Here is a 22124-nt window from a genome sequence, read left to right as displayed (position 1 = left end):
GCTACTCCGCAGATTGCATGGTGGCCCACCATGCGGCATCAGCTTCTATTTCACCTTGCTGATTCACATGTGGGTAAGGCAAACCTTTACGGCGGGAGACTCGCGCCAGTACAGGGTAGCCGCCTTCAAACAGCAGGCGCTGTTGTTCAGACTCTGGTAGGGTGCTGTTTTCGCGCTGATACATACCGGCATTCTGGCGCTGGCGCTGTGCCTCATAAAGAATGAGTGCGGAAGCCACGGACACATTGAGCGATTGCACCATCCCGATCATCGGAATAATGATGTCCTGGTCTGCCAACGCTAACGCTTCCTGAGTAATCCCTGTTTTTTCCTGCCCCATCAAAATGCAGGTTGGGCGGGTGTAATCAATTTCGCGGAAATCGACGGCTTTATCAGAAAGGTTGGTGGCGAGAATTTGCATCCCGCTGCTTTTTAGATGGGTAACTGCATCGCCAATATCGCGGTGCGTTTTAACTTCAACCCAGGAGTTACTTCCGGCAGCAGAAGAGGCCATGGTGCGCATTCGGTTACCCGGCCAGACTGCGTGAACTTCATGTACACCCACGGCATCTGCGGTGCGAATAATCGCCGAGACGTTATGAGGTTTATGGACTTGCTCCATGCAGACGGTCAGGTCAGGCTGACGCCTGGCGAGCATCTCGCAAATACGCGCATAACGTTGAGGATTCATAACACTAGTTTCGGTTGCGGGTAACTTTGATCACATCCGGCATCACGCGGATTTTGCGCATAATATTAGCCAGATGAACACGATCGCGGGCAGACATACGGATAAACGCGCTATAGACGCGACCATCTTTTTCTTCGGTATTCAGGCTGTGGATATTTGAGCCTGCTGTGTTGATAGCAGCCGTCAGATTTGCCAGTGCACCCTGATGGTTGAACATATCCACTTTGATTTCAGTGAGGAACTCTTGCTCAGTTTCCTTATCCCATTCAACCGCCATAAACTTCTCGGCTTCTTTCTGATAGCCACGAATATTACGGCAAGACTCATGGTGGATAACCAATCCTTTACCAGGGCTGACGTGGGCAACAATCGGATCGCCAGGAATTGGGCGGCAACACTTAGCAAAAGTAATCAGCACGCCGTCTGCACCTTTGATAGGCAGATGGCTATGCGGTAGAGCATTCGCCTGCAAAGACGCCTGGGATTCGCCTTGCAGATTTTTCGCGACAACCACGCTCATGGCGTTACCCAAGCCAATTTCAGCCAGCAAATCATCAAGCGTGGCGAGCTTCATGCGCTCAAGCTCACGTTGAATATTTTCCGGCGGAACTTCGGCAAGCTTGCGGCTACCACCTAACGCATGGTTAAGCAGGCGGCGCCCGAGGCTAACAGAGTCATCACGCTTAAGGTTTTTCAGCATCTGGCGGATTTTAGCGCGCGCTTTGGAGCTTACGACAAAATTCAGCCACGCGGCGTTAGGGCGAGCGCCTGGTGCGGTAATGATTTCGATTGTCTGGCCGCTGCTAAGAGACTGAGACAGCGGATAGGGTTGTCTGTCGACACGAGCACCAACGCAGGCATGGCCAATGTCGGTATGTACGGCATAGGCAAAATCGACAGGTGTCGCACCAGCAGGCAATTCGACAATGCGCCCTTCGGGGGTGAAAACGTAAATCTCATCCGGGAACAGATCGGATTTCACGCTCTCGATAAATTCAAATGAGCTACCGGCACTTTGCTGAAGTTCCAGCAAGCTTTGCATCCAGCGTTGGGCACGGATTTGCGCGGTCGTGCTACTTTCACCTTGCTCTTTATAAGCCCAGTGAGCGGCAACACCCATTTCAGCCATTTGGTCCATATCTTCGGTACGGATTTGCACTTCAACCGGTACACCGTGTGGGCCAATCATTGAAGTATGTAGGGACTGATATCCGTTCGCTTTTGGAATGGCGATATAGTCCTTAACCCGGCCAGGACGTGGCTTATAGAGGCTATGCATCTGCCCAAGAACGCGGTAACAGGTATCCATGTCGTGAACAATTACGCGGAAGGCGTAAATATCCATAATCGAGTGGAAACGCTGCTCTTTGAGCGTCATTTTGCAGTAAATGGAATAAAGGTGTTTTTCGCGACCACTGACGCGACAAGGAATGCCTGCTTCTTGCAAACGACCATCGATTTCAGAGAGGATTTTTTGAATCATCTCTTTGCGGTTACCACGCGCCGCTTTAACCACTTCTTTAATGACGCGGTAACGGTTCGGGTAAAGCGCTTCAAAGCCCAGCTCTTCCAGCTCGGTTTTCAGATGATGAATACCAAGACGGTGTGCCAGAGGGCTATAAATTTCGAGGGTTTCGCGAGCAATGCGGCGACGCTTGTCAGGGCGCAAAGCCCCGAGAGTGCGCATATTATGCGTACGGTCGGCGAGTTTGATCAGAATGACGCGGATGTCTTGCACCATCGCCATGATCATTTTGCGGAAGTTTTCAGCCTGAGCTTCTTTCTTATCGCGGAATTTCAGTTTGTCGAGCTTAGATACCCCTTCCACCAGTTCGGCAACGCTTTTGCCAAACAGTTGTTCCATATCCTGGTAGGTGGCAGGGGTGTCTTCGATCACATCATGCAGTAGTGCAGCCATCAGTGTTTCATAGTCGAGTTTCATCTCGGCCAGAATGCAGGCTACAGCTACAGGATGGGTGATATAGGGTTCACCGCTTGAACGTGCTTGTCCCTCGTGAGCATCACGCGCAACAAGGTATGCTTGCCGAAGTCGCTTAATCTGCTCCTCGGGCAAGTATGGTTGAATCAGTTGATTCAGGCTTTCAAACAGATACAAGGGCTACCCGCAGGCTAATTAACGACGACCTTCAGCAATAGCGGTAACAGCCTGCAGTTCTGCGGCTTCCTGCTCTTGCTGTTCCTGGCGATCACGAACATCGAGAATCTGGTTGGTGATCAACCCTTCTTCGATTTCGCGCAGAGCGATTACAGTCGTTTTATCGTTTTCTTCAGGCACTAGTGGATCTTTACCACCAGTTTGCATCTGACGAGCGCGACGTGCGGCGACCAGAACCAGGTCAAAACGGTTACCAATTTTCTCAACAGCGTCCTGAACAGTTACGCGTGCCATAATTAAAATGCTCCACAGATGAAGAAATGACTGGGCATGATACTGAAACTAGGCTCAGTCTGCCAATAGTTTGCTGATTAAAGCGTCATGTCGCGCTTTTTGGCGACCCATTCGTAGACGCTCGGCACGAATGATAATTTTTAAATCTGACAGTGCGGTGTCAAAATCGTCATTGACGATTAAATAGTCATATTCAGCGTAATGGCTCATTTCTGCAACAGCCTGCTCCATTCGCTTCGTAATAACTTCTTCACTGTCTTGCCCACGGCCACGTAAGCGACGGTCTAACTCGTCTTTCGACGGCGGCAGAATAAAAATACTGCGAGCTTGCGGCATTTTCTCACGAATCTGCTTAGCTCCTTGCCAGTCGATATCCAGAAAAACATCTACACCTGTCGCCAAAACTTGCTCAATGGCATGGCGTGAAGTGCCGTAATAATTACCAAACACTTCCGCGTGTTCAAGGAATGCGTCTTCAGCAATCATCTGCTTAAACTCTTCCTTTTCTACAAAGAAATAGTGCTCGCCATGTTTCTCTCCCGGACGAATACCACGGGTGGTATGGGAGATAGAAACTTGCGTGTCATACAGCGGTTGTGTCTTTAACAAAGCCTGGATGAGGCTGGATTTCCCCGCGCCACTTGGGGCGGAAACGATATAAAGCGTGCCTTGAGCCATGAGTTCTAACTTATTCGGTAAGCATAAAAAGAAGTGCGTATACGGGCCTATTATACACGCCGTCTACGTGTCACGGAGAATTTGTCGTGTTCCTTGGCAATATTTCTGCCATTTTGCGCAAGGATTTCCAAAAAACATGCCGTATTACTGCAACACATTAAAAACCCCTGAAAGCTCCTCGCATCCTTTTTAAAACCCAATCGCACAGCGTGTTTCTTAGCGTTATATCTCTCTTTGCTTCTACACGGAGGGTCATATGAGGTGGATAACAAAGTTTATCGGAGTTCTGGGGTTGTTTAGCGCAATGGCGTCAGCATCATGCCCGGTCTGGTCATCTGAGCAAGCTCAACAGGAGATGGCGGCATTGAAAGAAAAGCTTGGGGAATGGGATCAAGCCTATTATCAGCAAGGCGTCAGTATCGTCACTGATGCTACGTACGATGGCCTACTCAGGCAGTTCAATAATTGGCAGCGGTGTTTTAGCCCGGCAGAAGAACCTCAACAGCCTGGGCTATTCACACAGGGTAAAGCGCTTCATCCCGTTGCCCATACTGGCGTTAAAAAACTCCCCGACAGAGCAGCCGTTGCAACATGGGTAAAGGGGAAAACCGATCTTTGGGTACAACCGAAAGTTGATGGTGTGGCGGTGACATTGGTTTATAACCAAGGCCAGCTCGTTCAACTTCTGAGCCGGGGTGATGGTGAAAAAGGGCAGGATTGGACAACAAAAGCCAAAATGATTCCTGACATCCCTAAAACCCTGACTGGCCCACTTGCCAATAGTGTGCTTCACGGTGAGATCTTCTGGAAAAGGGATAATCATGTACAGAAAACAATGGGTAGCATTAACGCCCGGGGAAAAGCCGCAGGCGCTATGATGCGCAAGGGGGACAATGCTTTACTCAACGAGTTGGGGATCTTTATATGGGCCTGGCCAGACGGTCCCATCCAAATGAACCAGAAAATGAACGTGCTTGCTCAGGCCGGTTTTCCGCTGACTAAAACCTGGTCAAAGTCCGTTAATTCTATAGATGAGATATCGAAGCAACGCGAGTCATGGTTTACGACCCCATTACCCTTTGTGACAGATGGCGTGGTTGTTCGAGAGGGGGGTGAACCTGCTGGAAAGCTCTGGGCTCCGGGACAGGCTGGATGGGTGGTTGCATGGAAATATCCGCCGTTACAGCAAATTGCTGAAGTTAAAAGCGTTCAGTTTACTGTGGGGCGTACGGGCAAAGTCTCCGTTGTACTTAATCTGCATCCTTTACAGATTGATGATAAACAGGTTAAACGAGTAAACATCGGTTCAGTTAGAAAATGGCAGGCGTTGGATATTGCCGCAGGTGATCAGGTAATGGTGAGCCTTGCCGGGCAGGGAATTCCTCGTTTTGACGAGGTTGTGTGGCGCATTAATCCACGGAATAAACCACAACCTCCATCCGAAAAAAAGACCACAACACTGAGCTGCCTCTATTTTGAGAGTTGGTGCAGCGAGCAGTTTATCGCTCGTCTTACGTGGTTAAGCTCCCCGGAAATACTGAATATCAACGGAGTTAGTGTACGTTCGTGGCAGCAGCTCCAACAAAACCTCAACCTGGAACATATCTTTTCCTGGTTGGCAGTCACTCAGGAAGATTTGTCTAAGATGAGTGATACGTCTGTGGCAAGAATTGCACATCTGTGGCAGCAATTCTTGCAAGCCCGGCAGCAACCCTTCAGGCAATGGCTTCTGGCATTTGGTTTGCCGCTACCAAGGACGGTACTCTCCATAATGCCCGATTCGCAATGGTCACATTTGGTTGCCAGAGATGAGCTTAGTTGGCAAAAGCTGCCGGGAGTAGGTTCTATAAGAGCAAAAAAGCTGGTGGAGTTTGTCAATAATCCCCAAATAGCTGCACTAGCGGCTTTTCTGGCACAGCAAGGAATTCGGGGATTTATTGATCAGTGATCTGCATGTTTGTAGTGGAATACTGGCAATCCAAGGCGCAGACGTAATGCCAGCAAACGTGTAGTGAATCCGAAGATAAGTGTGGAAATGATCACCACATCCTGGTTCGAAACATAGTGCTGCAAAACGATATAAAGAACAGCTGAGGCAAAGGCGATGCCGGCATATAGCTCTTTCTGGAAAACCAGTGGGATACGTTTACAGAACATATCGCGCAGGACACCACCAAATACGCCGGTCACTACGGCTGCAATAATGGCAATGATTGGGCCTTCACCCATATCCAATGCGATTTGTGCACCGATGATAGAGAAGACAACCAATCCAAGTGCGTCGAGAACCAGGAAAAGGCGGCGCAGATGGGGCATCACAGGGGCAAACACCGTGGTGAGTACAGCGGCAACGGCCACAATCACGACGTATTCAGGGTGTTTCACCCAGCCTAACGGGTAGTGCCCAAGCAGAATGTCACGCACAGACCCACCGCCAAGTGCAGTTGCTGTAGCAATAATGATGACGCCGAAAGTATCCATACGGCGGCGACCTGCTGCGAGTGCGCCGGTCATTGCTTCGGCAGTAATCCCGACTAAATAAAGAATATGTAATAGCATTGATACCCCCAGTGAAAACGCTGAGAGGGTAACGTTTTGTGAACGATATCACGATTGAGTTTTTTTAAAGCGAAGAGATTTTGATTACATTTACTAATGCTTAAGTGCTTTCTTTAGCAGTAATGTAGGGGTTTTTTGTGGTTTTTCTATTTAAAGTAGATTATTTAAATTGATGCTTAATGTCACTTAAATGACAAAAGCCCGCATAACGCGGGCTTAGAAAGGCAATGTGAACATCACTCGATGTTCTGAATCTGCTCACGCATCTGCTCAATCAGAACTTTCAATTCAATAGCTGAATTGGTGACATCTGAATTGATAGATTTTGATGCCAGTGTGTTCGACTCGCGGTTGAATTCTTGCATCATAAAGTCGAGGCGGCGGCCAACAGCTTCTTTTTTCTTCAGAATGTTATACGTCTCTTTAACGTGCGCTTCGAGACGATCCAGCTCTTCAGCGACATCAACACGCTGTGCCATCAACACCAGCTCTTGCTCAAGGCGGTTGTTTTCAAGCTGAACTTGCGCATCTTCTAGTTTTGCCAGCAGGCGTTCACGCTGCCATTTCAAAACTTCAGGCATCTGTGCTCGAACATTAATGACCTCAGCACTGACGCCTTGCAGACGTTGCTCAATCATCGCCTTCAGAGCTTCGCCTTCGGTTTCACGAGCAACAATGAAGTCATCCAGTGCGCCATCAAGAGCTGCAAGAATTTCAGCGGTGATGGCATCAAGATCTTGTTCCTGAGCGGACATCACGCCTGGCCAACGCAGAATATCAACTGGGTTGATTTCGCCTTCATCACTTTGCATTTTCACCCAGTTAGCTGCTTCAACTAGCTGTTTAGCCAGTTTTTCATTGAGCAGCAAAGAGCTTTGAGACCGAGCATCAGGTTCGAAACGCAGGTTACATTCGATTTTCCCACGGGTTAAGCGGGTGCGGATACGCTCACGAGCCACTGGTTCGAGGCTGCGGAACTGTTCCGGCATACGAATATAAGTTTCGAGATAGCGTTGGTTTACCGAACGTAACTCCCAGGAGGCGCTGCCCCATTCGCCTTTTACTTCACGTCGGGCATAGGCGGTCATACTGCGGATCATATTTCGTAACCGTATTGCGTAATAGATGTGGGGATTATAGCCATGCCTGGACTTGCAGGATAGGAATAAGCGAGTGAAGTCCGTATAATGCGCAGCCACATTCGTTTTAGCCCGGAGATAACCCCATGCGTCCATCAGGTCGTAGCGCCGAACAAGTGCGTCCAGTCACCCTGACCCGTAATTACACCAAACACGCAGAAGGCTCCGTGCTGGTCGAGTTCGGTGACACAAAAGTACTTTGCACCGCCACTGTTGAAGAAGGTGTTCCGCGTTTTCTGAAAGGCCAGGGCCAGGGTTGGATCACCGCAGAATACGGTATGTTGCCTCGTGCAACGCATACTCGTAACTTCCGTGAGGCAGCAAAAGGTAAGCAGGGTGGTCGTACTCTTGAGATTCAGCGTCTGATTGCTCGCTCGCTTCGTGCAGCAGTCGATTTGAAAGTTCTGGGTGAATACACCATCACGCTGGACTGTGATGTTCTGCAGGCGGACGGCGGTACTCGTACAGCGTCAATCACTGGTGCTTGTGTTGCTCTGGCTGATGCACTGAACAAGCTGGTGGCCGCAGGTAAGCTGAAAACCAACCCGATGAAAGGGATGGTAGCTGCAGTCTCAGTTGGTATCGTTAATGGTGCTGCTGTTTGCGATCTGGAATATGTTGAAGATTCTGCTGCAGAAACCGACATGAACGTCGTGATGATGGAAGATGGCCGAATGATTGAGGTTCAGGGCACCGCTGAAGGCGAGCCGTTCACCCATGAAGAGTTACTGGCGCTATTGGCGCTGGCGCGAGGGGGAATTGAATCTATCGTAACGGCGCAGAAGGCGGCGTTAGAAAATTGATTTTAGGCGACTCTAAGAGTCGCCTTTTTTATACCTGTCATATTTCAAGCTGCATCTGCTCGCCTTGATGCAACTCGAATTATTTTGGGTCAATACCTAAATTAAATGCAAAGGAGCAAATCCATGAAACCGTATCAGCGCCAGTTTATTGAGTTTGCGCTTAACAAGCAGGTACTTAAGTTTGGCGAATTCACGCTGAAATCCGGGCGTACCAGCCCTTATTTCTTCAATGCCGGGCTGTTCAATACCGGGCGTGACCTGGCACTGTTGGGCCGTTTTTATGCTGCCGCGTTAGTGGATTCCGGGATTGAGTTTGATTTGTTGTTTGGGCCGGCTTACAAAGGAATTCCAATCGCGACGACTACCGCTGTTGCGTTGGCCGAACATCACGAGCTTGATCTGCCATATTGCTTTAACCGCAAAGAAGCAAAAGATCATGGTGAAGGTGGCAATCTGGTTGGTAGTGCCCTGGAAGGGCGTGTAATGCTGGTGGATGATGTAATCACCGCAGGTACCGCAATTCGTGAATCCATGGAAATTATTGCCGCTAATAATGCATCGCTGGCTGGCGTACTAATTTCTCTGGACCGTCAGGAACGTGGTCGTGGCGAGATCTCAGCGATTCAGGAAGTTGAGCGTGATTACCAGTGCAAGGTGATTTCAATCATCACACTGAAAGACTTGGTTGAATATCTGGAAGAAAAACCTGAGATGGCTGTGGATTTAGCGGCTGTGCAGGAATACCGTACTCAGTACGGTGTGTAAGAAAAAGGGCCTTTAAAAGGCCCTTTTCAATTACTGAAGCTGGGAGGCAACCAGTGGCCATCGGGTATCAAAATCATCGGTAGGTAAATAGCGGAATTCGCTACGTACAAAACGCGATAATGTCCCTTCGCAGAAGGCCAGAAGTTGGCTTGCTAGCAGCGATTCATCAGTGACAAACCCTTCGCCTTCACGCATTTTCTTTTCGCGCATCACCTGACGTAACTGCACTTCAATTCGCTCAAAGAGCTGGTTGATGCGGCCTTGCAGGCGGTCTTGTTCAAACATCAGCGCATGACCGGTGAGAATACGTGTAAGACCAGGGTTGCGTTCGCCAAACCCGAGAATCAGTAGAACAATCAAACGTAATCGAGAGTGGGTGTCTTTCTCATCTTTCAAAATGAGATTGATACGGGTAATTAGACTGTCTTCAATAAACTCGATAAGACTATCGAACATCTTCGTTTTACTAGGAAAATGTCGATAAAGTGCAGCTTCGGAAACGCCAACAGTCGCCGCGAGCTTAGCGGTGGTAATTCGTTGGCTTCCATCACTGGATTCAAGCATTTGGGCCAGAGACTGAAGTATTTCTTCGCGACGATTCCGTTTCGCGGTTTGTTTTTCTGCCATGTTCTAAAATACCCCTGAAATAACGCACTTGTCAGGCAAGTAGCCACACAGCGCTCGCAAACTTAAAATTTGCGGTTTTTTCACATTTTTTACGCTGTGGAGTTACGTTTATATACTCTAAATAATTCGAGTTGTGGGTAGTGGGTAGGCGGCAAAAGAGCTTATCCTCAGGAGCTTACTTTAGTAAGTGACTGGGGTAAGTGAGTGCAGCCAACACCCCCACAACTTGAAGTGTGACGAGTATAAATGAAGTTACTGGCGGCCAGAATGCCCGAAACCGCCTTCACCTCGGTCACTGGAGTCGAAATCTTCAACCAGATTGAATTCAGCTTGAACGACAGGCACAAACACCATTTGTGCAATGCGCTCGCCGGGTTCAATGGTGAAGTGGTCTTGTCCACGGTTCCAGACGGAAACCATTAACTGGCCCTGGTAATCGGAGTCTATCAGCCCAACAAGGTTGCCTAACACTACGCCATGCTTATGACCAAGTCCTGAACGAGGCAAAATCACCGCCGCGAGAGATGCATCCGCGATATGAATAGCCAGTCCGGTTGGTATCAGCTTGGTGACACCCGGAGCAAGCTCTACGGCCTCATCCAGACATGCGCGGAGGTCAAGACCCGCAGAGCCGGAAGTTGCATAAGTCGGCAGTGGGAACTGTTGGCCAACGCGTGGGTCCAGAATCTTAACGTCGATTTTTTTCATCATAACGGGTAACTATCTCGTTCAGTAAAAGATGGCCAAGGAGTTCCTTACGCTCAAGAGGTAAGACTTTATCTCCATCCTGCCAGAAAAGGTGCAATGCATTGTTTTCGCTGTTAAATCCCTGACCTTCTTGTGAAACATCGTTCGCACAAATCAGATCGAGGTTTTTACTCACGCGTTTTTGCCTGGCGTATTCTTCCACATTATTTGTTTCGGCGGCAAACCCAACAACATAAGGACGATGAGTTAACAGTGCTGCGACGCCGGCGACAATATCTGGGTTTTTTATCATTTTTATTGTGATTTCATCGCCTTGCTTTTTGATTTTTTCTTCAGCAACTGCGGCGGCACGATAGTCTGCAACAGCCGCACAGCCAACAAAAATTTGCTGCCCCTGGACATATTGTTGAACCGTGGCTTCCATTTCGAGGGCCGTGGTGACATCAATGCGTTTTACCCATGCTGGGGTAGGCAAAGAAACAGGGCCGGAAATTAATGTCACATTTGCACCACGAGCTGCCGCTGCAGCCGCAATTGCGAAGCCCATTTTTCCCGAACTATCGTTGGTGATGTAACGCACCGGGTCCAGGCGTTCACGAGTCGGGCCTGCGGTAATCATGACATTAAGATGTTGCAGATCTTTGATGACAGTAAAATGTTGCGCTGCCATCTCGACAATCGTCAACGGGTCAAGCATACGGCCAGGGCCGACATCGCCACAGGCTTGGCTGCCGCTATCAGGCCCCCAAATCAGTAGGCCGCGCGTAGATAAAACCTCAAGATTGTGCTGAGTTGCTGTTGCCCGATACATTTGTTGGTTCATGGCTGGCAAAACGGCAACGGGTGCGGGTGTCGCAAGGCAAATTGTGCTCACCAGGTCATTTGCCATCCCTGCGGTAATGCGGGCAATTAAATCAGCTGTCGCCGGCGCAAGAATAACTAAATCAGCCCATTTTCCTAATTCGATATGCCCCATAGCCGCTTCTGCTGCGGGGTCTAACAAGCTATCTGAAACGGGATAACCTGACACGGCTTGTAAACTCAGTGGCGTAATAAAGGCTTTGGCAGCCTCAGTCATTACTACCCGAACCTCAGCGCCGCGTTCGCGCAGACGGCGTACCAGTTCTGGTGTTTTGTAAGCAGCGATACCGCCGCTCACACCCAGAACAATTTTTTTGCCAGCAAGCCCAATCATGATTTTTCCACCAGAAGTCACAGTCATCTGAATATTTTACCACACTCATTCGGTATCGACTTTTTGCAGTTTGCGAGACATCCCGCATGGAGAATATCTGCGTATCGTGTGTATTGCTTGAGTTGTGCAAAATAGTGGTAACGAAGGGCAGGGAGGTTCTGATGGACGATTCATTGAGGCAAGACAAAGCGGATATGCCGCGGGAAAAGCTTTTGAAATTTGGGGCTAGCTCATTATCTGATGTGGAATTACTGGCACTTTTTTTACGCACTGGCTGCAGAAACACGAATGTAATGGCATTTGCGCAAAACTTACTGCATCAGTTTGGCTCAATAAGCCGGCTGTTGTCGGCTGATTATTCACAATTCAAAGATGTGAAAGGTATCGGAAGCGCTAAATACACCCAGTTGAATGCCATTGCTGAGCTTGCGAGGCGTTATTACTATTCTCGTGGTGTTGAGGAATTAACTCTCAAGGGGCCAGATTCCGTAAGGGATTTCATCCAAAGCCAACTGACCACAGCAGAACGTGAGATCTTTATGGTTATTTTTTTGGATAATCAGCATCGGGTGATTAAACATTGCCCTATGTTTTCGGGAACATTGAATCATGTTGAGGTTCATCCGAGAGAAATTGTGCGTGAAGCGATGAAATCCAATGCAGCGGCGCTAATACTCGCGCATAATCACCCGTCTGGTCGAGCAGAACCGAGTAAAGCTGATCGTGTTATCACTGAACGTATCGTAAAAGCTTGCCTGTTTATGGAAATTCGAGTGCTCGATCACCTTGTTATTGGCCGTGGAGAGTACGTTTCTTTTGCCGAACGCGGGTGGATTTAAGACGAATTGCGCGATCCTTGGGGATCTTTGTCTGTTCGGGACTTGAGCACATGCGTTATGCAGCGTATACTACGCCACCTTTGAGAATCTCGGGTTTTGGCATTATGCGCCTGGCACTGTGGTTCACATTGAACCGCCAGGGACCAGGCTTGCGGCCTGACGAGGCGCCATAACCCTATACGAAGCTCGAGCTAATTTGATTTTTGGAGAATAGACATGTCCCGAGTCTGCCAAGTTACTGGCAAGCGTCCGGTGACCGGTAATAACCGTTCCCACGCAATGAACGCGACCAAACGCCGTTTCCTGCCGAACCTGCACTCTCACCGTTTTTGGGTTGAGAGCGAGAAGCGTTTTGTCACACTGCGTGTATCTGCTAAAGGTATGCGTGTAATTGATAAGAAGGGTATCGAAACGGTCTTGGCCGATATGCGTACCCGTGGCGAGAAGTACTAAGAGGAACTAAGTCATGGCTAAAGGTGTTCGCGAGAAGATCAAGCTGGTTTCTTCTGCTGGTACTGGTCACTTCTATACCACCACGAAGAACAAGCGTACTAAGCCGGAAAAATTGGAATTGAAAAAATTCGATCCAGTTGTCCGTCAACACGTACTGTACAAAGAAGCTAAAATTAAATAATTTTAGTGTCTTTGATGAAAACCTCGCTTCGGCGGGGTTTTTTTGTTTTAGGACTTTGAGTGTGGAGGATTGATGCCTGAGTTACCTGAAGTAGAAACCAGCCGACGTGGTATAGAGCCACATCTGGTTGGTGAAACCATCTTGCATGCTGTCGTGCGTAATGGTCGACTGCGTTGGCCTGTCTCCGATGAAATCCATGCTCTGAGTGATAAACCCGTTTTAAGTGTGCAGCGTCGCGCTAAGTACCTGCTGCTCGAACTTCCCGATGGCTGGATTATTATCCATCTTGGCATGTCGGGTAGCCTGCGCATTCTTCCTGAAGATTATCCCGCTGAAAAACACGACCATGTCGATTTGGTTATGAGCAACGGCAAAGTCCTGCGTTATACCGATCCACGCCGTTTCGGTGCATGGCTGTGGGCGAAAGAGCTGGAAGGTAGCAATGTGCTGGCGCATCTTGGCCCAGAGCCGCTGAGCGACGAGTTTTCAGCTGATTATCTGCGTGAAAAATCCGCGAAAAAGAAAATCGCTATTAAGCCGTGGTTGATGGATAACAAACTGGTGGTGGGTGTGGGTAACATTTATGCCAGTGAATCGCTGTTTGCTGCAGGAATCCATCCGGATAGAGCTGCGCAATCATTGTCTCAAACAGAATGTGATTTACTGGTTAAAACGATAAAAGCGGTGCTGCTTCGCTCCATTGAGCAGGGCGGCACGACGCTAAAAGATTTTCTTCAATCTGATGGTAAACCGGGCTATTTCGCTCAGGAGTTACAGGTTTACGGACGGACAGGTGAACCGTGCCGGGTTTGCGGTGCACCAATTATTATCAGCAAACATGGGCAACGCAGTACTTTTTATTGCCGCCATTGCCAGCACTAATTATCACCCGTCATCATGCAACTCGAATGCTATAAAGGCTGTTTGAGCTTTTCCAGGAGCGCTTTGCAGACTGGTTCAGGCAGGAAATGAGCGACATCACCATGATGGCGGGCGACTTCTTTTACCAGCGATGAAGAGACAAAAGACCACTCTTTCGACGGCATCAGGAATACGCTTTCAAGCTCTGGCATTAAGTGGCGGTTCATATGAGCCAGCTGCATCTCATATTCAAAATCTGCCGCTGTGCGTAGCCCACGGACCAGGACATTCGCCTGCTGGGTCTTCGCAAAATTTGCCATTAAATCGCTAAACCCGACAACTTCAACATTCGGCAAATGTGCTGTAACGGCTTGTGCGAGCTGCACTCTTTCTTCCAGTGTGAACAGGGTTTTTTTATGCGGGCTGTTAGCAATCGCCAGAATTAAGGTATCGAACATCATCGCACCGCGAGTCACGATATCCAGATGGCCATTGGTAATGGGATCAAACGTGCCTGGGTAAATCGCTCGGGTGGTCATAGTGGTTTTTTTTCCGTGTAGCTTTGATTCAGTGCCCAGAGTTCAGCGTACTTGTTAAACGTGTATTGTGCATTGACGACCGCAAGTAACCAGCCCTGCTTCCCATCGAGAAAACCAGCGCGCAACAACAGAGTTTTACAAAATGCCCCGAAGGTATGACCGAAAATACCTGCAATGGAGACTCGTTTGCCGCGTTGATGACGCTCTTGCGCCCACGCGGTCGCATAATTTAACTGTTTACGTTGGAAGCTTGCGAAATCACGGCAGGTCAAATGGAGCAAATCCCCTTTAAGTGGGACAACTTTTGCGCCTGGTGCTTCCAGAGATTCATGAACCTGATTGTCATTATAGCTATAGCGTGAACGGGCATAGAGGCGAGTCACACGATCCGGATACCAACCGCTATGGCGCATAAAGCGACCGAGGAACAGGTTGCGGCGTGCAATACTGTAAACAGTATCTGGCTGAGGGTTTTCTAGTACTGCTTTGAGTGTGCTAGCCAGTTCAGGTGTGACACGCTCATCGGTATCGATCATCAAAATATAATCGTGAGTGGCGTAGTTCTGTGCGAGCTGACGCTGTTTGCCAAAACCCTGCCAGTCTTCATTAATGAAAACCTTTGCACCTGCCTGAAGGGCTATCTCGACGGTAGAATCGGTACTTCCTGAATCCAGCAACACCACCTCATCTGCCCATGAGACTGAAGCCAGGCATTCTGGTAATACGTCAGCCGCATTTTTAGCGATCATCACGACGGACAAACGATTGGGCATTAATGGCTCCGTTGCGGCAGATACGGTTGCAGTAATTGTAGCAAGCGTTGCAGTGCGCCTTGATTCTGGTGAAGTACTTCAACGGCATGGCGACCGTAGTAAAGACGATAATCTTCATCAGTCAGCAAAGTGGTGATTTCATTGACCAGGGAGTTGGCATCCGTGACGGTAATCAGCCCATCAGCATTCTGCAATCTGGCGCATATATCTTTGAAATTGAAGGTATGTGGGCCCATCAAGACCGGAATGGCATGAGCGGAGGGTTCCAGTGGGTTATGGCCACCACGCTCAACCAGGCTGCCGCCAACAAAGGCGAGATCGGCAATCCCGTACAACATCATCAGTTCGCCCATCGTATCGCCAATCACCACTTGCGTGCTGTTGGACGGTTTTTCTCCGCTGCTGCGCATGATGTAACTGAAACCAGCTTTCTGAGCCATATCCCTTGCGTCTTTAAAACGTTCCGGGTGGCGCGGGACAAGAATGAGTAATAAATCAGGGAATTTGGCCAGTAACTGGCGATGCGCATCAAGAATAATGCTCTCTTCGCCATCATGGGTGCTGGTAGCAATCCAGACTTTGCGATGCGGAGCCCACTGGCGGCGTAGCGTAATCGCACGTGCGGCAAGCTCTGGAGTCACAGAGATATCAAATTTCAGGCTGCCGGTTACCGTCAGTTGCGAGCGTTTCAATCCTAGTTCGATGAAACGGCCGCCATCTTCTTCATTTTGTGCAGCAATAAGCGTGATTTTGCTCATCAGGCGACGAGTGAAATTACCCAGTTTTTTATATCCATTTGCCGAACGGGCAGAGAGACGGGCATTGGCAATGACCAACGGGATTTTACGTTTATGTAATTCGTTGATCATGTTTGGCCACAGCTCGGTTTCCATCACGATGACCAATTTCGGGCGCACAGTGTTGAAAAAGCGCTTCATTGCGCAGGGGAGATCGTAAGGCAAATAGACATGATGCACGTTTTGCCCAAACGCTGACTGAGCGCGTTCAGAGCCGGTCGGGGTCATCGTGGTGACGGTGATCGGAATCGTCGGGTAACGATGGCGTAGGGCTCGCACCAACGGAATTGCCGCCAGTGTCTCACCTACGGAAACTGAATGCAGAAGAATACCATCGGGCTCCACTTTTCCACGGCAATAACCGTAGCGTTCCGCCCAGCGTTTACGATACGCGGGAGCTTTACGGCTACGGAGTAATAGTCGCAGCCATACAATTGGCTGAATAAGATAGAACAAGGCGGTATACAACGATTCCAAGCGAATTTTCCGTATTTTCATTATCGGCGGGCAAATTCTAAGCATTCGGGAAGCTTAAAGCTATTGTTTTGGTAACTTCGCGGAGGCATTGCTTAGTATTCGGAGCAGTTTGTGTTTGTGTAGCAGAAATGACGGGTAGTAAGCACTACCCGTAAAAGAAATGCTTCTCAACCAGGTACTCGTGTTGCTTTCTTCAGTTTTAGATAACGGCGACCCAGGCGCCAGCGCAGGCGGAAACCGCGGGCATTTTTCCAGATAAGGCGCCAGATGCCACGATCAAAAAACTCCTGGATGATCATCTTCTTTTTATGCGGATCTTTCATGTTATTGAAAGTATGCAAAATCCCAAGGCCTTCTTTTGCAATTTGCCAGTTGCAGGCTGGAATGTTTTTGACTGCTTCGGGATAGCGCTGGTTAATAGCATCCAGCATTTCCAAAATTTTCATGTAGTGGCGAGCGGAGCGGATTAACGTGTCATCAGTATCGGGTTTGTGAGAAACCGAGGCTGAATGAATATAGTAATCGTAGTATTGCTCGTCAGTATATTGAACACGTTCTGCGGCCAGTAACACTTCTGTTGTCCACGGAATATCCTGGTGGCGCAAACCTGGTTCAAACGTAAATCCATGTTCACGAATAAAATCATGGCGATAAAGATTCAGCCACGTGACATGCAGAAACTTGCGTGAATCCAGAGCGCGCTTTAGCCACTGTGGACCTGTCAGAACATCAGTAGACTGAAGTTTATCCTGCGGGAAAATTGGGCGTGAAGGTTTCTTATTATTTTCATAGACGTAATTACCATTACAGGTGACAACATCCAGGTTGTTTTTCAGCGCTAAATCAAGCAGATGGCGGTACATGCCAGGCTTGAAGTCGTCATCAATGTCCGGGAAGGAAAGGTATTGGCCTGTAGCCACTGCAAGTCCGGTATTACGTGCAATCGAAACGCCCTGGTTTTCCTGCTCCAGAACTTTCATACCAGGGAATTTGCTGCGCCATGCTTCAATGATCGCCATCGAGCCATCGGTTGAACCATCGTTCACCATAATGACTTCCATGTTGTTTATGTTCTGAGCTTCAAGGCAGGCAAAAAATTTGGCCAGGAAAAGTTCGCCGTTATAAACAGCAACGACAACGCTAAGAATTGGACGTAGGTTTTGTGGCATAAAATTACCTGAAAATTTCGTTATCTTTCTTCTGCTGCCAGCGACAAGTACTGCTGGCAGATGGCACCAATGCTATAAGACTCAATCTTCGTGGAATCAATAATCGGCGGATTGTTATAAATATCCAACATGGTATTCGCAAGTTCCTGAGCAGTCATACCTGAAAGACCGCGTGCAAGCCCCTCTGTAAGAATTTCCGCAGGCCCACCCGGGCAGCGCGTACTGACAGCAGGTGTCTGGCAAATAAGAGCTTCCACTAATACGTTACCAAACCCTTCGCAATCTGAGCTCAACAGCAGCATGCGTGCATTGGCAATCCACGGATAAGGATTCGGAACGAATGATTTGATAATGACGCGGTCAGCAACACCTGCGGCAGCAGCCATTGCTTTAATATCGGCAACGCGTTCTTCGCTACCGCTACCCATCAAGACCAATGGAGCCTGAATCTCACTAAGTGCATAGGCATTGATGAGTCGATCATGGCGCTTATGTTCATGGAAACGACCAACATGAATGAGATAGTCCTGACCTGCCATCTCACATGGCTCTTTCGCTCGTAAATGAATCCCGTCAATGTCGAATGGGTTATGTATGACGGTCTGCTTAGTAAGGGTAATGTCAAAACCCGTAGTAATATCTTGTAGCACCGCCTGAGACACGGCGACGACATTACTATTCTGGTAAACACTTTGAATTTTTTTGCGTTTTAACCAGCGGGAGAAGCCATGGCGATGTTGGAGATACGAGAAAGAGAACATGCCATGCACGCAATACCACAGCTTTTCACGTGGTATAGATTTTGTATGAGCAACAATGCGATCTGTTTTATGCAGATGCGAAAAGATGAGGTCAAAATTCCCTTTTTTCTGCGCTTGTTCAACTGCGCTATCGAGCAGAGCTGCACGGCGAGAGAGCTCAGTTAGCTTGCGCCAGGGTTTTTTGCAGGTATCCAGAATGACTTGATAGTCGACGCCTTCAGGGATTTCGTAGTCACAAACGCGGCGCAGAGAAAATACGGAAACCTGATGGCCCATGCCCACCAAACCTTGCGATAAGGTTAGAACGGTTTTTTCAGCACCGCCGCCAGGTAAACCATCAATAACCATTAGGATACGCATCATCTAATCCAGTATGTTTTGGTACAGCGAAATAAGTTGCTGTGAAAGTTTTTCCGGTGTCGCATCCTTGACTCGTTCACGAGCAAATATCCCCATACTTTCATCAACAAAGCGCGATGGTATTGCCATTACCGCTTCTGACAATCGTGGGATATCGAGTGCATCACAAACGTATCCGTTTTGTCCGGTTGTAATAAATTCAGCACCACCACAGGTGTGCGAAGTAATAACCGGTAAACCACATGCCATTGCTTCAAGTATCACATTAGGGAATGGATCATATAGCGTTGGCAGTAATAGTCCATCAACAGCTTGATAGAAAGGTAGTGTGTTTTTCTGCATTCCCATAAACCGCACTCGGTTCAGGCACCCCAACGACTGTGCTAGTTCCTGGTACTGTTTATCGGCTTTATCCTGTCCGACAACGACAAGATAGCGATCGGTATTCGCGATGGCTCTTATCGCACTGGCAAGCCCTTTGCGCTCAAATCCCGATCCTACAAAGACCAGCGCCACCGCATTTTGCGGGATAGCCATCTCATTGCGTAGCTTGTTCCTCAGTTCTTCACTCGCTGGAACGAAGCGGGAGGAGTCAATGGCATTATAGATGACATGTATCTTATTAGCAGGTATAGAGAAATCTTCGATGATTTCTTGCTTCACCATTTCGGCATTGCAGATGACGGCTTTTAGCTCAGGAGCCTGGTACATAGCCCGTTCAGCTTGCATGACATAGCGGTGATATCTGTCCAAAAACAACCACTTTCCACGCCAGGCTGGCAAAATTCTGGCTCGCTGCATTAACCAGCGTCGATGGACGCCATCACCAGCCCGATAAATATCACACCCTGCGATACGCTCATGGCTCTGAACAATATCGAAATTTTCACGTTGCCAAAGTTTCCTGGCTGCATCAGCGAAGCCTTTTTCACGGCTGATTCGCCCAAGCTTCATTGGGTCACATATATGAATATGCCAGTTATCCTGGCGTTCGCCTTCCCACTGCCGGGTGATAACGTTGAGCTCCATGTCATGGGCACTTAATGCTTCAAGTGCGCGTGAAACGAAACGCTCCGCACCTCCATCCGGGCGATACTTTTGGCGGACTATTGCCAGACGGCAGTGCTTCATAACAACTGTTTCCTTGCGGCGGCCACAACAACATCAACCGGAATGGCATCGAGATAACGTTCTTTTGTATTGGTATCAATCTTGTCTGGGTCGGGAAGCTCACCGAAGTTACCCGCCCAGATAACGTCACCGACGACATCCCACGGGCTCCAGAATGTTAATTTTGACGGGCCAAATAATGCGATGCAGGGCGTTCTTAGTGCGGCAGCCATATGCATGGGCACCGAATCTACACCAATAAAAAGGCGAGCATGATCGATGAGTGCAGCTAATTGTCGCAGGGTTAATTCACCTGCGAGGGAATGAATGCGTTCTGGCGGACATAATGCGCGGATTTTCTCAATCATTGCTTTTTCATTCTTATCGGGACCGGAAGTCAAAATAAGAGTATGGCCGTCATTTTGTAGCGCTGTGATAGTTTGCGCCATTTTGCTCTCATCCCAGCATTTGAAGAACCAGCGGGATGTAGGCTGCACCACGATAAATGAACCTTCAACCCCTTTGCTTTGCAGTTTGGTTTGCACAGTCTGCCAATCGTCAGACTGATAGCTCATCGTGACGTTGTTGTTGCCAGGTATGCCAAGGGGCGCAAGAATGGATAAGTTTTGTTCAACGGTGTGCAGTGCCTGATGACCGGCCACGGAAGCAAGCTGAGTATGGCAATGCTGCCAGATCCACCCGCGGCGTTTATTGAAATCGAAACCGATACGAGAAGGGGCGCCAGTGAAACGAGTCACAATGGCGCTACGCCACTGATCGGCAAGGTTGATAACCAAAGTATATTTTTGCTCGCGCAGTGTTTTGAGTAACTGCCACTCTTTGCATAAATGCTGGCGAGTACCGAGTTTGCGCCACTTACGGTCAATGCCATAAATACGATGAATGAATGGGTGAGCTGCCAGCATATCGCGTGTTTCTTCATACAGCAGGACATCAATTTCTGCCTGTGGCCATGCCTGATGTAATGAGTTGATCACTGGAGTGGTGAGCAGCATGTCACCATGATGGCGTAACTTAATCAGTAGAATGCGAGCAGGTGGCTCGCTTGCGAGAGAATTCAAGGCGTTATTCATTATCATCTTTAGGTGATCAACCAAAGGGTGATTCTAATAGACCTTGAGTATGGTTGCTACATTTGTGCTCAGAAGTCATAAATTTGAACGCAAGCGGTTTGCCCTAATCAGACAGGCTGCGTAACATGATGTAAACCTCGTGTTAGCTCAGAGACGGAAATGACTAAACCTGCATTCATCATTACTATTGATACCGAAGGCGATAATCTGTGGCAAAACCACCGGCAAATCAAAACTGAGAATGCCCGTTTTTTACCTCGTTTCCAGGCATTGTGTGAGAAATATGGTTTTAAACCGGTTTGGCTGACAAATTATGAAATGGCTATCGACCCGGATTACATCGAATTTGCTAAGGATGTAATTACTCGTGGCCAGGGTGAAGTTGGCATGCATTTACATGCATGGAATAGCCCACCTGATTATGATTTAACCGGTGATGATTGGCGCTGGCAGCCTTATCTGATTGAGTATCCTGATGCGGTCCTGCGCGAAAAGGTGGTTTATATGACCACTTTATTGGAAGAAACCTTCGGCACAAAAATGATCAGCCACAGGGCAGGGCGCTGGGCATTCGATAGTCGTTACGCCAAACTTTTGGTGGAGTTGGGTTATAAGGTGGATTGCTCGGTAACCCCAAGGGTTAACTGGCGAAATGCTAAGGGCGCCCCAACAGGCAATGGTGGAACGGATTATCAACATTTCCCGACCCAGGCTTATTTCATGGATCTGGAAAATATTAGCCAGCCAGGGCATTCAGATTTACTCGAAGTGCCTATGAGCATTCAATATAAGCACGGTCCGTTAATGAATAGCTTTAAACAAAGCTATGACCGGCTTCGTGGGAAATATCGTAGTCCTTCCGTTAATTGGCTGCGCCCATCGGGTGGTAACGCCGCACAAATGATAGCAGTTGCGGAAAAAACATTAGCTGAGGGCAATGACTACGTGGAGTTTATGCTCCATTCGTCGGAATTTATGCCTGGCGGTAGCCCAACATTCAAGAATGAAGCTGATATTGAGCAGTTATATCTGGATCTGGAGGTGTTATTCACCTGGCTCGCTGAGCGAACCAGGGGGATGACGTTGGCTGAGTATTATGAGTTTAAAAAAGCCGGGTAGTGATCCGGCTTTGCCA

Annotated in this window: 24 protein-coding genes; 8 read left to right on the top strand and 16 right to left on the bottom strand. The window is 48.6% G+C overall.

Going from position 1 to position 22124, the window contains the following annotated elements:
• Position 1: 1 nt before the first annotated feature.
• The 4 genes from trmH to gmk are packed head-to-tail and all read right to left on the bottom strand — an operon-like array spanning position 2 to position 3779.
• Positions 2-691 carry a tRNA (guanosine(18)-2'-O)-methyltransferase TrmH gene (trmH, locus tag IX31_RS20460; protein WP_034461478.1) on the bottom strand — a complete coding sequence of 230 codons (690 nt, stop codon included), beginning with the start codon at positions 689-691 and terminating at the stop codon, positions 2-4.
• A 4-nt stretch (positions 692-695) separates the two neighbouring features.
• Positions 696-2807, bottom strand: a complete 2112-nt coding sequence (gene spoT, locus IX31_RS20455) for a bifunctional GTP diphosphokinase/guanosine-3',5'-bis pyrophosphate 3'-pyrophosphohydrolase (RefSeq protein WP_034461477.1) — start codon at positions 2805-2807, stop codon at positions 696-698.
• Positions 2808-2825: 18 nt separating this feature from the next.
• Complete coding sequence (gene rpoZ / locus IX31_RS20450) at positions 2826-3101, bottom strand: DNA-directed RNA polymerase subunit omega (RefSeq protein WP_034461476.1); 276 nt, start codon at positions 3099-3101, stop codon at positions 2826-2828.
• Between the two features lie 54 nt (positions 3102-3155).
• Positions 3156-3779: a guanylate kinase gene (gmk, locus tag IX31_RS20445; protein WP_034461475.1), complete on the bottom strand. Its 624-nt coding sequence runs from the start codon at positions 3777-3779 to the stop codon at positions 3156-3158.
• A 256-nt stretch (positions 3780-4035) separates the two neighbouring features.
• On the opposite strand from gmk, the gene ligB reads away from it, so the two are divergent.
• Complete coding sequence (gene ligB, locus IX31_RS20440; RefSeq protein WP_034461474.1) at positions 4036-5727, top strand: NAD-dependent DNA ligase LigB; 1692 nt, start codon at positions 4036-4038, stop codon at positions 5725-5727.
• Here the strand turns inward: ligB and IX31_RS20435 are convergent.
• Together IX31_RS20435 and IX31_RS20430 are read right to left on the bottom strand one after the other, a co-directional pair.
• Positions 5721-6338 carry a trimeric intracellular cation channel family protein gene (locus IX31_RS20435; protein WP_034461473.1) on the bottom strand — a complete coding sequence of 206 codons (618 nt, stop codon included), beginning with the start codon at positions 6336-6338 and terminating at the stop codon, positions 5721-5723. The two genes, ligB and IX31_RS20435, sit on opposite strands and share 7 nt — an antisense overlap.
• A gap of 236 nt (positions 6339-6574) precedes the next feature.
• Complete coding sequence (locus IX31_RS20430; protein WP_034461472.1) at positions 6575-7438, bottom strand: YicC/YloC family endoribonuclease; 864 nt, start codon at positions 7436-7438, stop codon at positions 6575-6577.
• A 125-nt stretch (positions 7439-7563) separates the two neighbouring features.
• On the opposite strand from IX31_RS20430, the gene rph reads away from it, so the two are divergent.
• Positions 7564-8280 (top strand): ribonuclease PH, encoded by a 717-nt coding sequence (gene rph, locus IX31_RS20425; RefSeq protein WP_034461471.1) that lies wholly within the window; start codon positions 7564-7566, stop codon positions 8278-8280.
• Positions 8281-8403: 123 nt separating this feature from the next.
• The gene (gene pyrE, locus IX31_RS20420; protein ID WP_034461470.1) at positions 8404-9045 is read left to right on the top strand and encodes an orotate phosphoribosyltransferase; all 642 of its coding nucleotides are present in this window, start codon (positions 8404-8406) and stop codon (positions 9043-9045) included.
• Positions 9046-9075: 30 nt separating this feature from the next.
• Here the strand turns inward: pyrE and slmA are convergent, their stop codons facing one another.
• The 3 genes from slmA to coaBC form a co-directional block, all read right to left on the bottom strand.
• A complete protein-coding gene (gene slmA / locus IX31_RS20415) occupies positions 9076-9672 on the bottom strand; it encodes a nucleoid occlusion factor SlmA (protein ID WP_034461469.1) in 597 nt (198 codons plus the stop codon).
• Between the two features lie 252 nt (positions 9673-9924).
• Entirely contained in the window at positions 9925-10383 is a 459-nt protein-coding gene (dut, locus tag IX31_RS20410; protein ID WP_034461468.1) for a dUTP diphosphatase, read from the bottom strand.
• Positions 10361-11572, bottom strand: coding sequence for a bifunctional phosphopantothenoylcysteine decarboxylase/phosphopantothenate--cysteine ligase CoaBC (gene coaBC / locus IX31_RS20405; RefSeq protein WP_122974073.1), 1212 nt, complete (start codon positions 11570-11572; stop codon positions 10361-10363). The genes dut and coaBC overlap by 23 nt, the downstream gene beginning before the upstream one ends.
• Positions 11573-11736: 164 nt before the next feature.
• Between coaBC and radC the strand changes: the two genes are divergently transcribed.
• From radC to mutM, 4 genes are all read left to right on the top strand, one after another.
• Positions 11737-12414: a RadC family protein gene (gene radC, locus IX31_RS20400; RefSeq protein WP_034461466.1), complete on the top strand. Its 678-nt coding sequence runs from the start codon at positions 11737-11739 to the stop codon at positions 12412-12414.
• A 216-nt stretch (positions 12415-12630) separates the two neighbouring features.
• On the top strand, positions 12631-12867 hold the full coding sequence (gene rpmB / locus IX31_RS20395; RefSeq protein ID WP_034461465.1) for a 50S ribosomal protein L28: 237 nt from the start codon (positions 12631-12633) through the stop codon (positions 12865-12867).
• A gap of 13 nt (positions 12868-12880) precedes the next feature.
• The gene (rpmG, locus tag IX31_RS20390; RefSeq protein ID WP_002208990.1) at positions 12881-13048 is read left to right on the top strand and encodes a 50S ribosomal protein L33; all 168 of its coding nucleotides are present in this window, start codon (positions 12881-12883) and stop codon (positions 13046-13048) included.
• A 72-nt stretch (positions 13049-13120) separates the two neighbouring features.
• Positions 13121-13930, top strand: coding sequence for a bifunctional DNA-formamidopyrimidine glycosylase/DNA-(apurinic or apyrimidinic site) lyase (gene mutM, locus IX31_RS20385; RefSeq protein WP_034461464.1), 810 nt, complete (start codon positions 13121-13123; stop codon positions 13928-13930).
• A gap of 29 nt (positions 13931-13959) precedes the next feature.
• Here mutM and coaD read toward each other — a convergent pair whose 3' ends face one another.
• From coaD to rfaQ, 7 genes are all read right to left on the bottom strand, one after another.
• Positions 13960-14448: a pantetheine-phosphate adenylyltransferase gene (gene coaD, locus IX31_RS20380; protein ID WP_034461463.1), complete on the bottom strand. Its 489-nt coding sequence runs from the start codon at positions 14446-14448 to the stop codon at positions 13960-13962.
• A complete protein-coding gene (locus IX31_RS20375; RefSeq protein ID WP_034461462.1) occupies positions 14445-15221 on the bottom strand; it encodes a glycosyltransferase family 2 protein in 777 nt (258 codons plus the stop codon). The genes coaD and IX31_RS20375 overlap by 4 nt, the downstream gene beginning before the upstream one ends.
• Positions 15221-16495 carry a lipid IV(A) 3-deoxy-D-manno-octulosonic acid transferase gene (waaA, locus tag IX31_RS20370; protein WP_034461461.1) on the bottom strand — a complete coding sequence of 425 codons (1275 nt, stop codon included), beginning with the start codon at positions 16493-16495 and terminating at the stop codon, positions 15221-15223. Before waaA ends, IX31_RS20375 begins: the two co-directional genes overlap by 1 nt.
• Positions 16496-16662: 167 nt before the next feature.
• Positions 16663-17664 carry a glycosyltransferase gene (locus tag IX31_RS20365; RefSeq protein WP_034461460.1) on the bottom strand — a complete coding sequence of 334 codons (1002 nt, stop codon included), beginning with the start codon at positions 17662-17664 and terminating at the stop codon, positions 16663-16665.
• A gap of 20 nt (positions 17665-17684) precedes the next feature.
• Positions 17685-18785, bottom strand: a complete 1101-nt coding sequence (locus IX31_RS20360) for a glycosyltransferase (protein WP_034461501.1) — start codon at positions 18783-18785, stop codon at positions 17685-17687.
• A 3-nt stretch (positions 18786-18788) separates the two neighbouring features.
• A complete protein-coding gene (locus IX31_RS20355; RefSeq protein WP_034461459.1) occupies positions 18789-19916 on the bottom strand; it encodes a glycosyltransferase family 4 protein in 1128 nt (375 codons plus the stop codon).
• Entirely contained in the window at positions 19913-20989 is a 1077-nt protein-coding gene (rfaQ, locus tag IX31_RS20350; RefSeq protein ID WP_422110238.1) for a putative lipopolysaccharide heptosyltransferase III, read from the bottom strand. Before rfaQ ends, IX31_RS20355 begins: the two co-directional genes overlap by 4 nt.
• Before the next feature lie 159 nt (positions 20990-21148).
• Here rfaQ and IX31_RS20345 point away from each other — a divergent pair, with 159 nt between their 5' ends.
• Positions 21149-22108, top strand: a complete 960-nt coding sequence (locus IX31_RS20345) for a polysaccharide deacetylase family protein (protein WP_034461457.1) — start codon at positions 21149-21151, stop codon at positions 22106-22108.
• Positions 22109-22124 lie beyond the last annotated feature (16 nt).

The sequence above is a fragment of the Buttiauxella noackiae genome (assembly GCF_000737905.1).
GTDB lineage: Bacteria > Pseudomonadota > Gammaproteobacteria > Enterobacterales > Enterobacteriaceae > Buttiauxella > Buttiauxella noackiae.
Note: the sequence above shows the minus strand (reverse complement) of the source record. Positions and strands in the feature narration are given on the sequence as shown.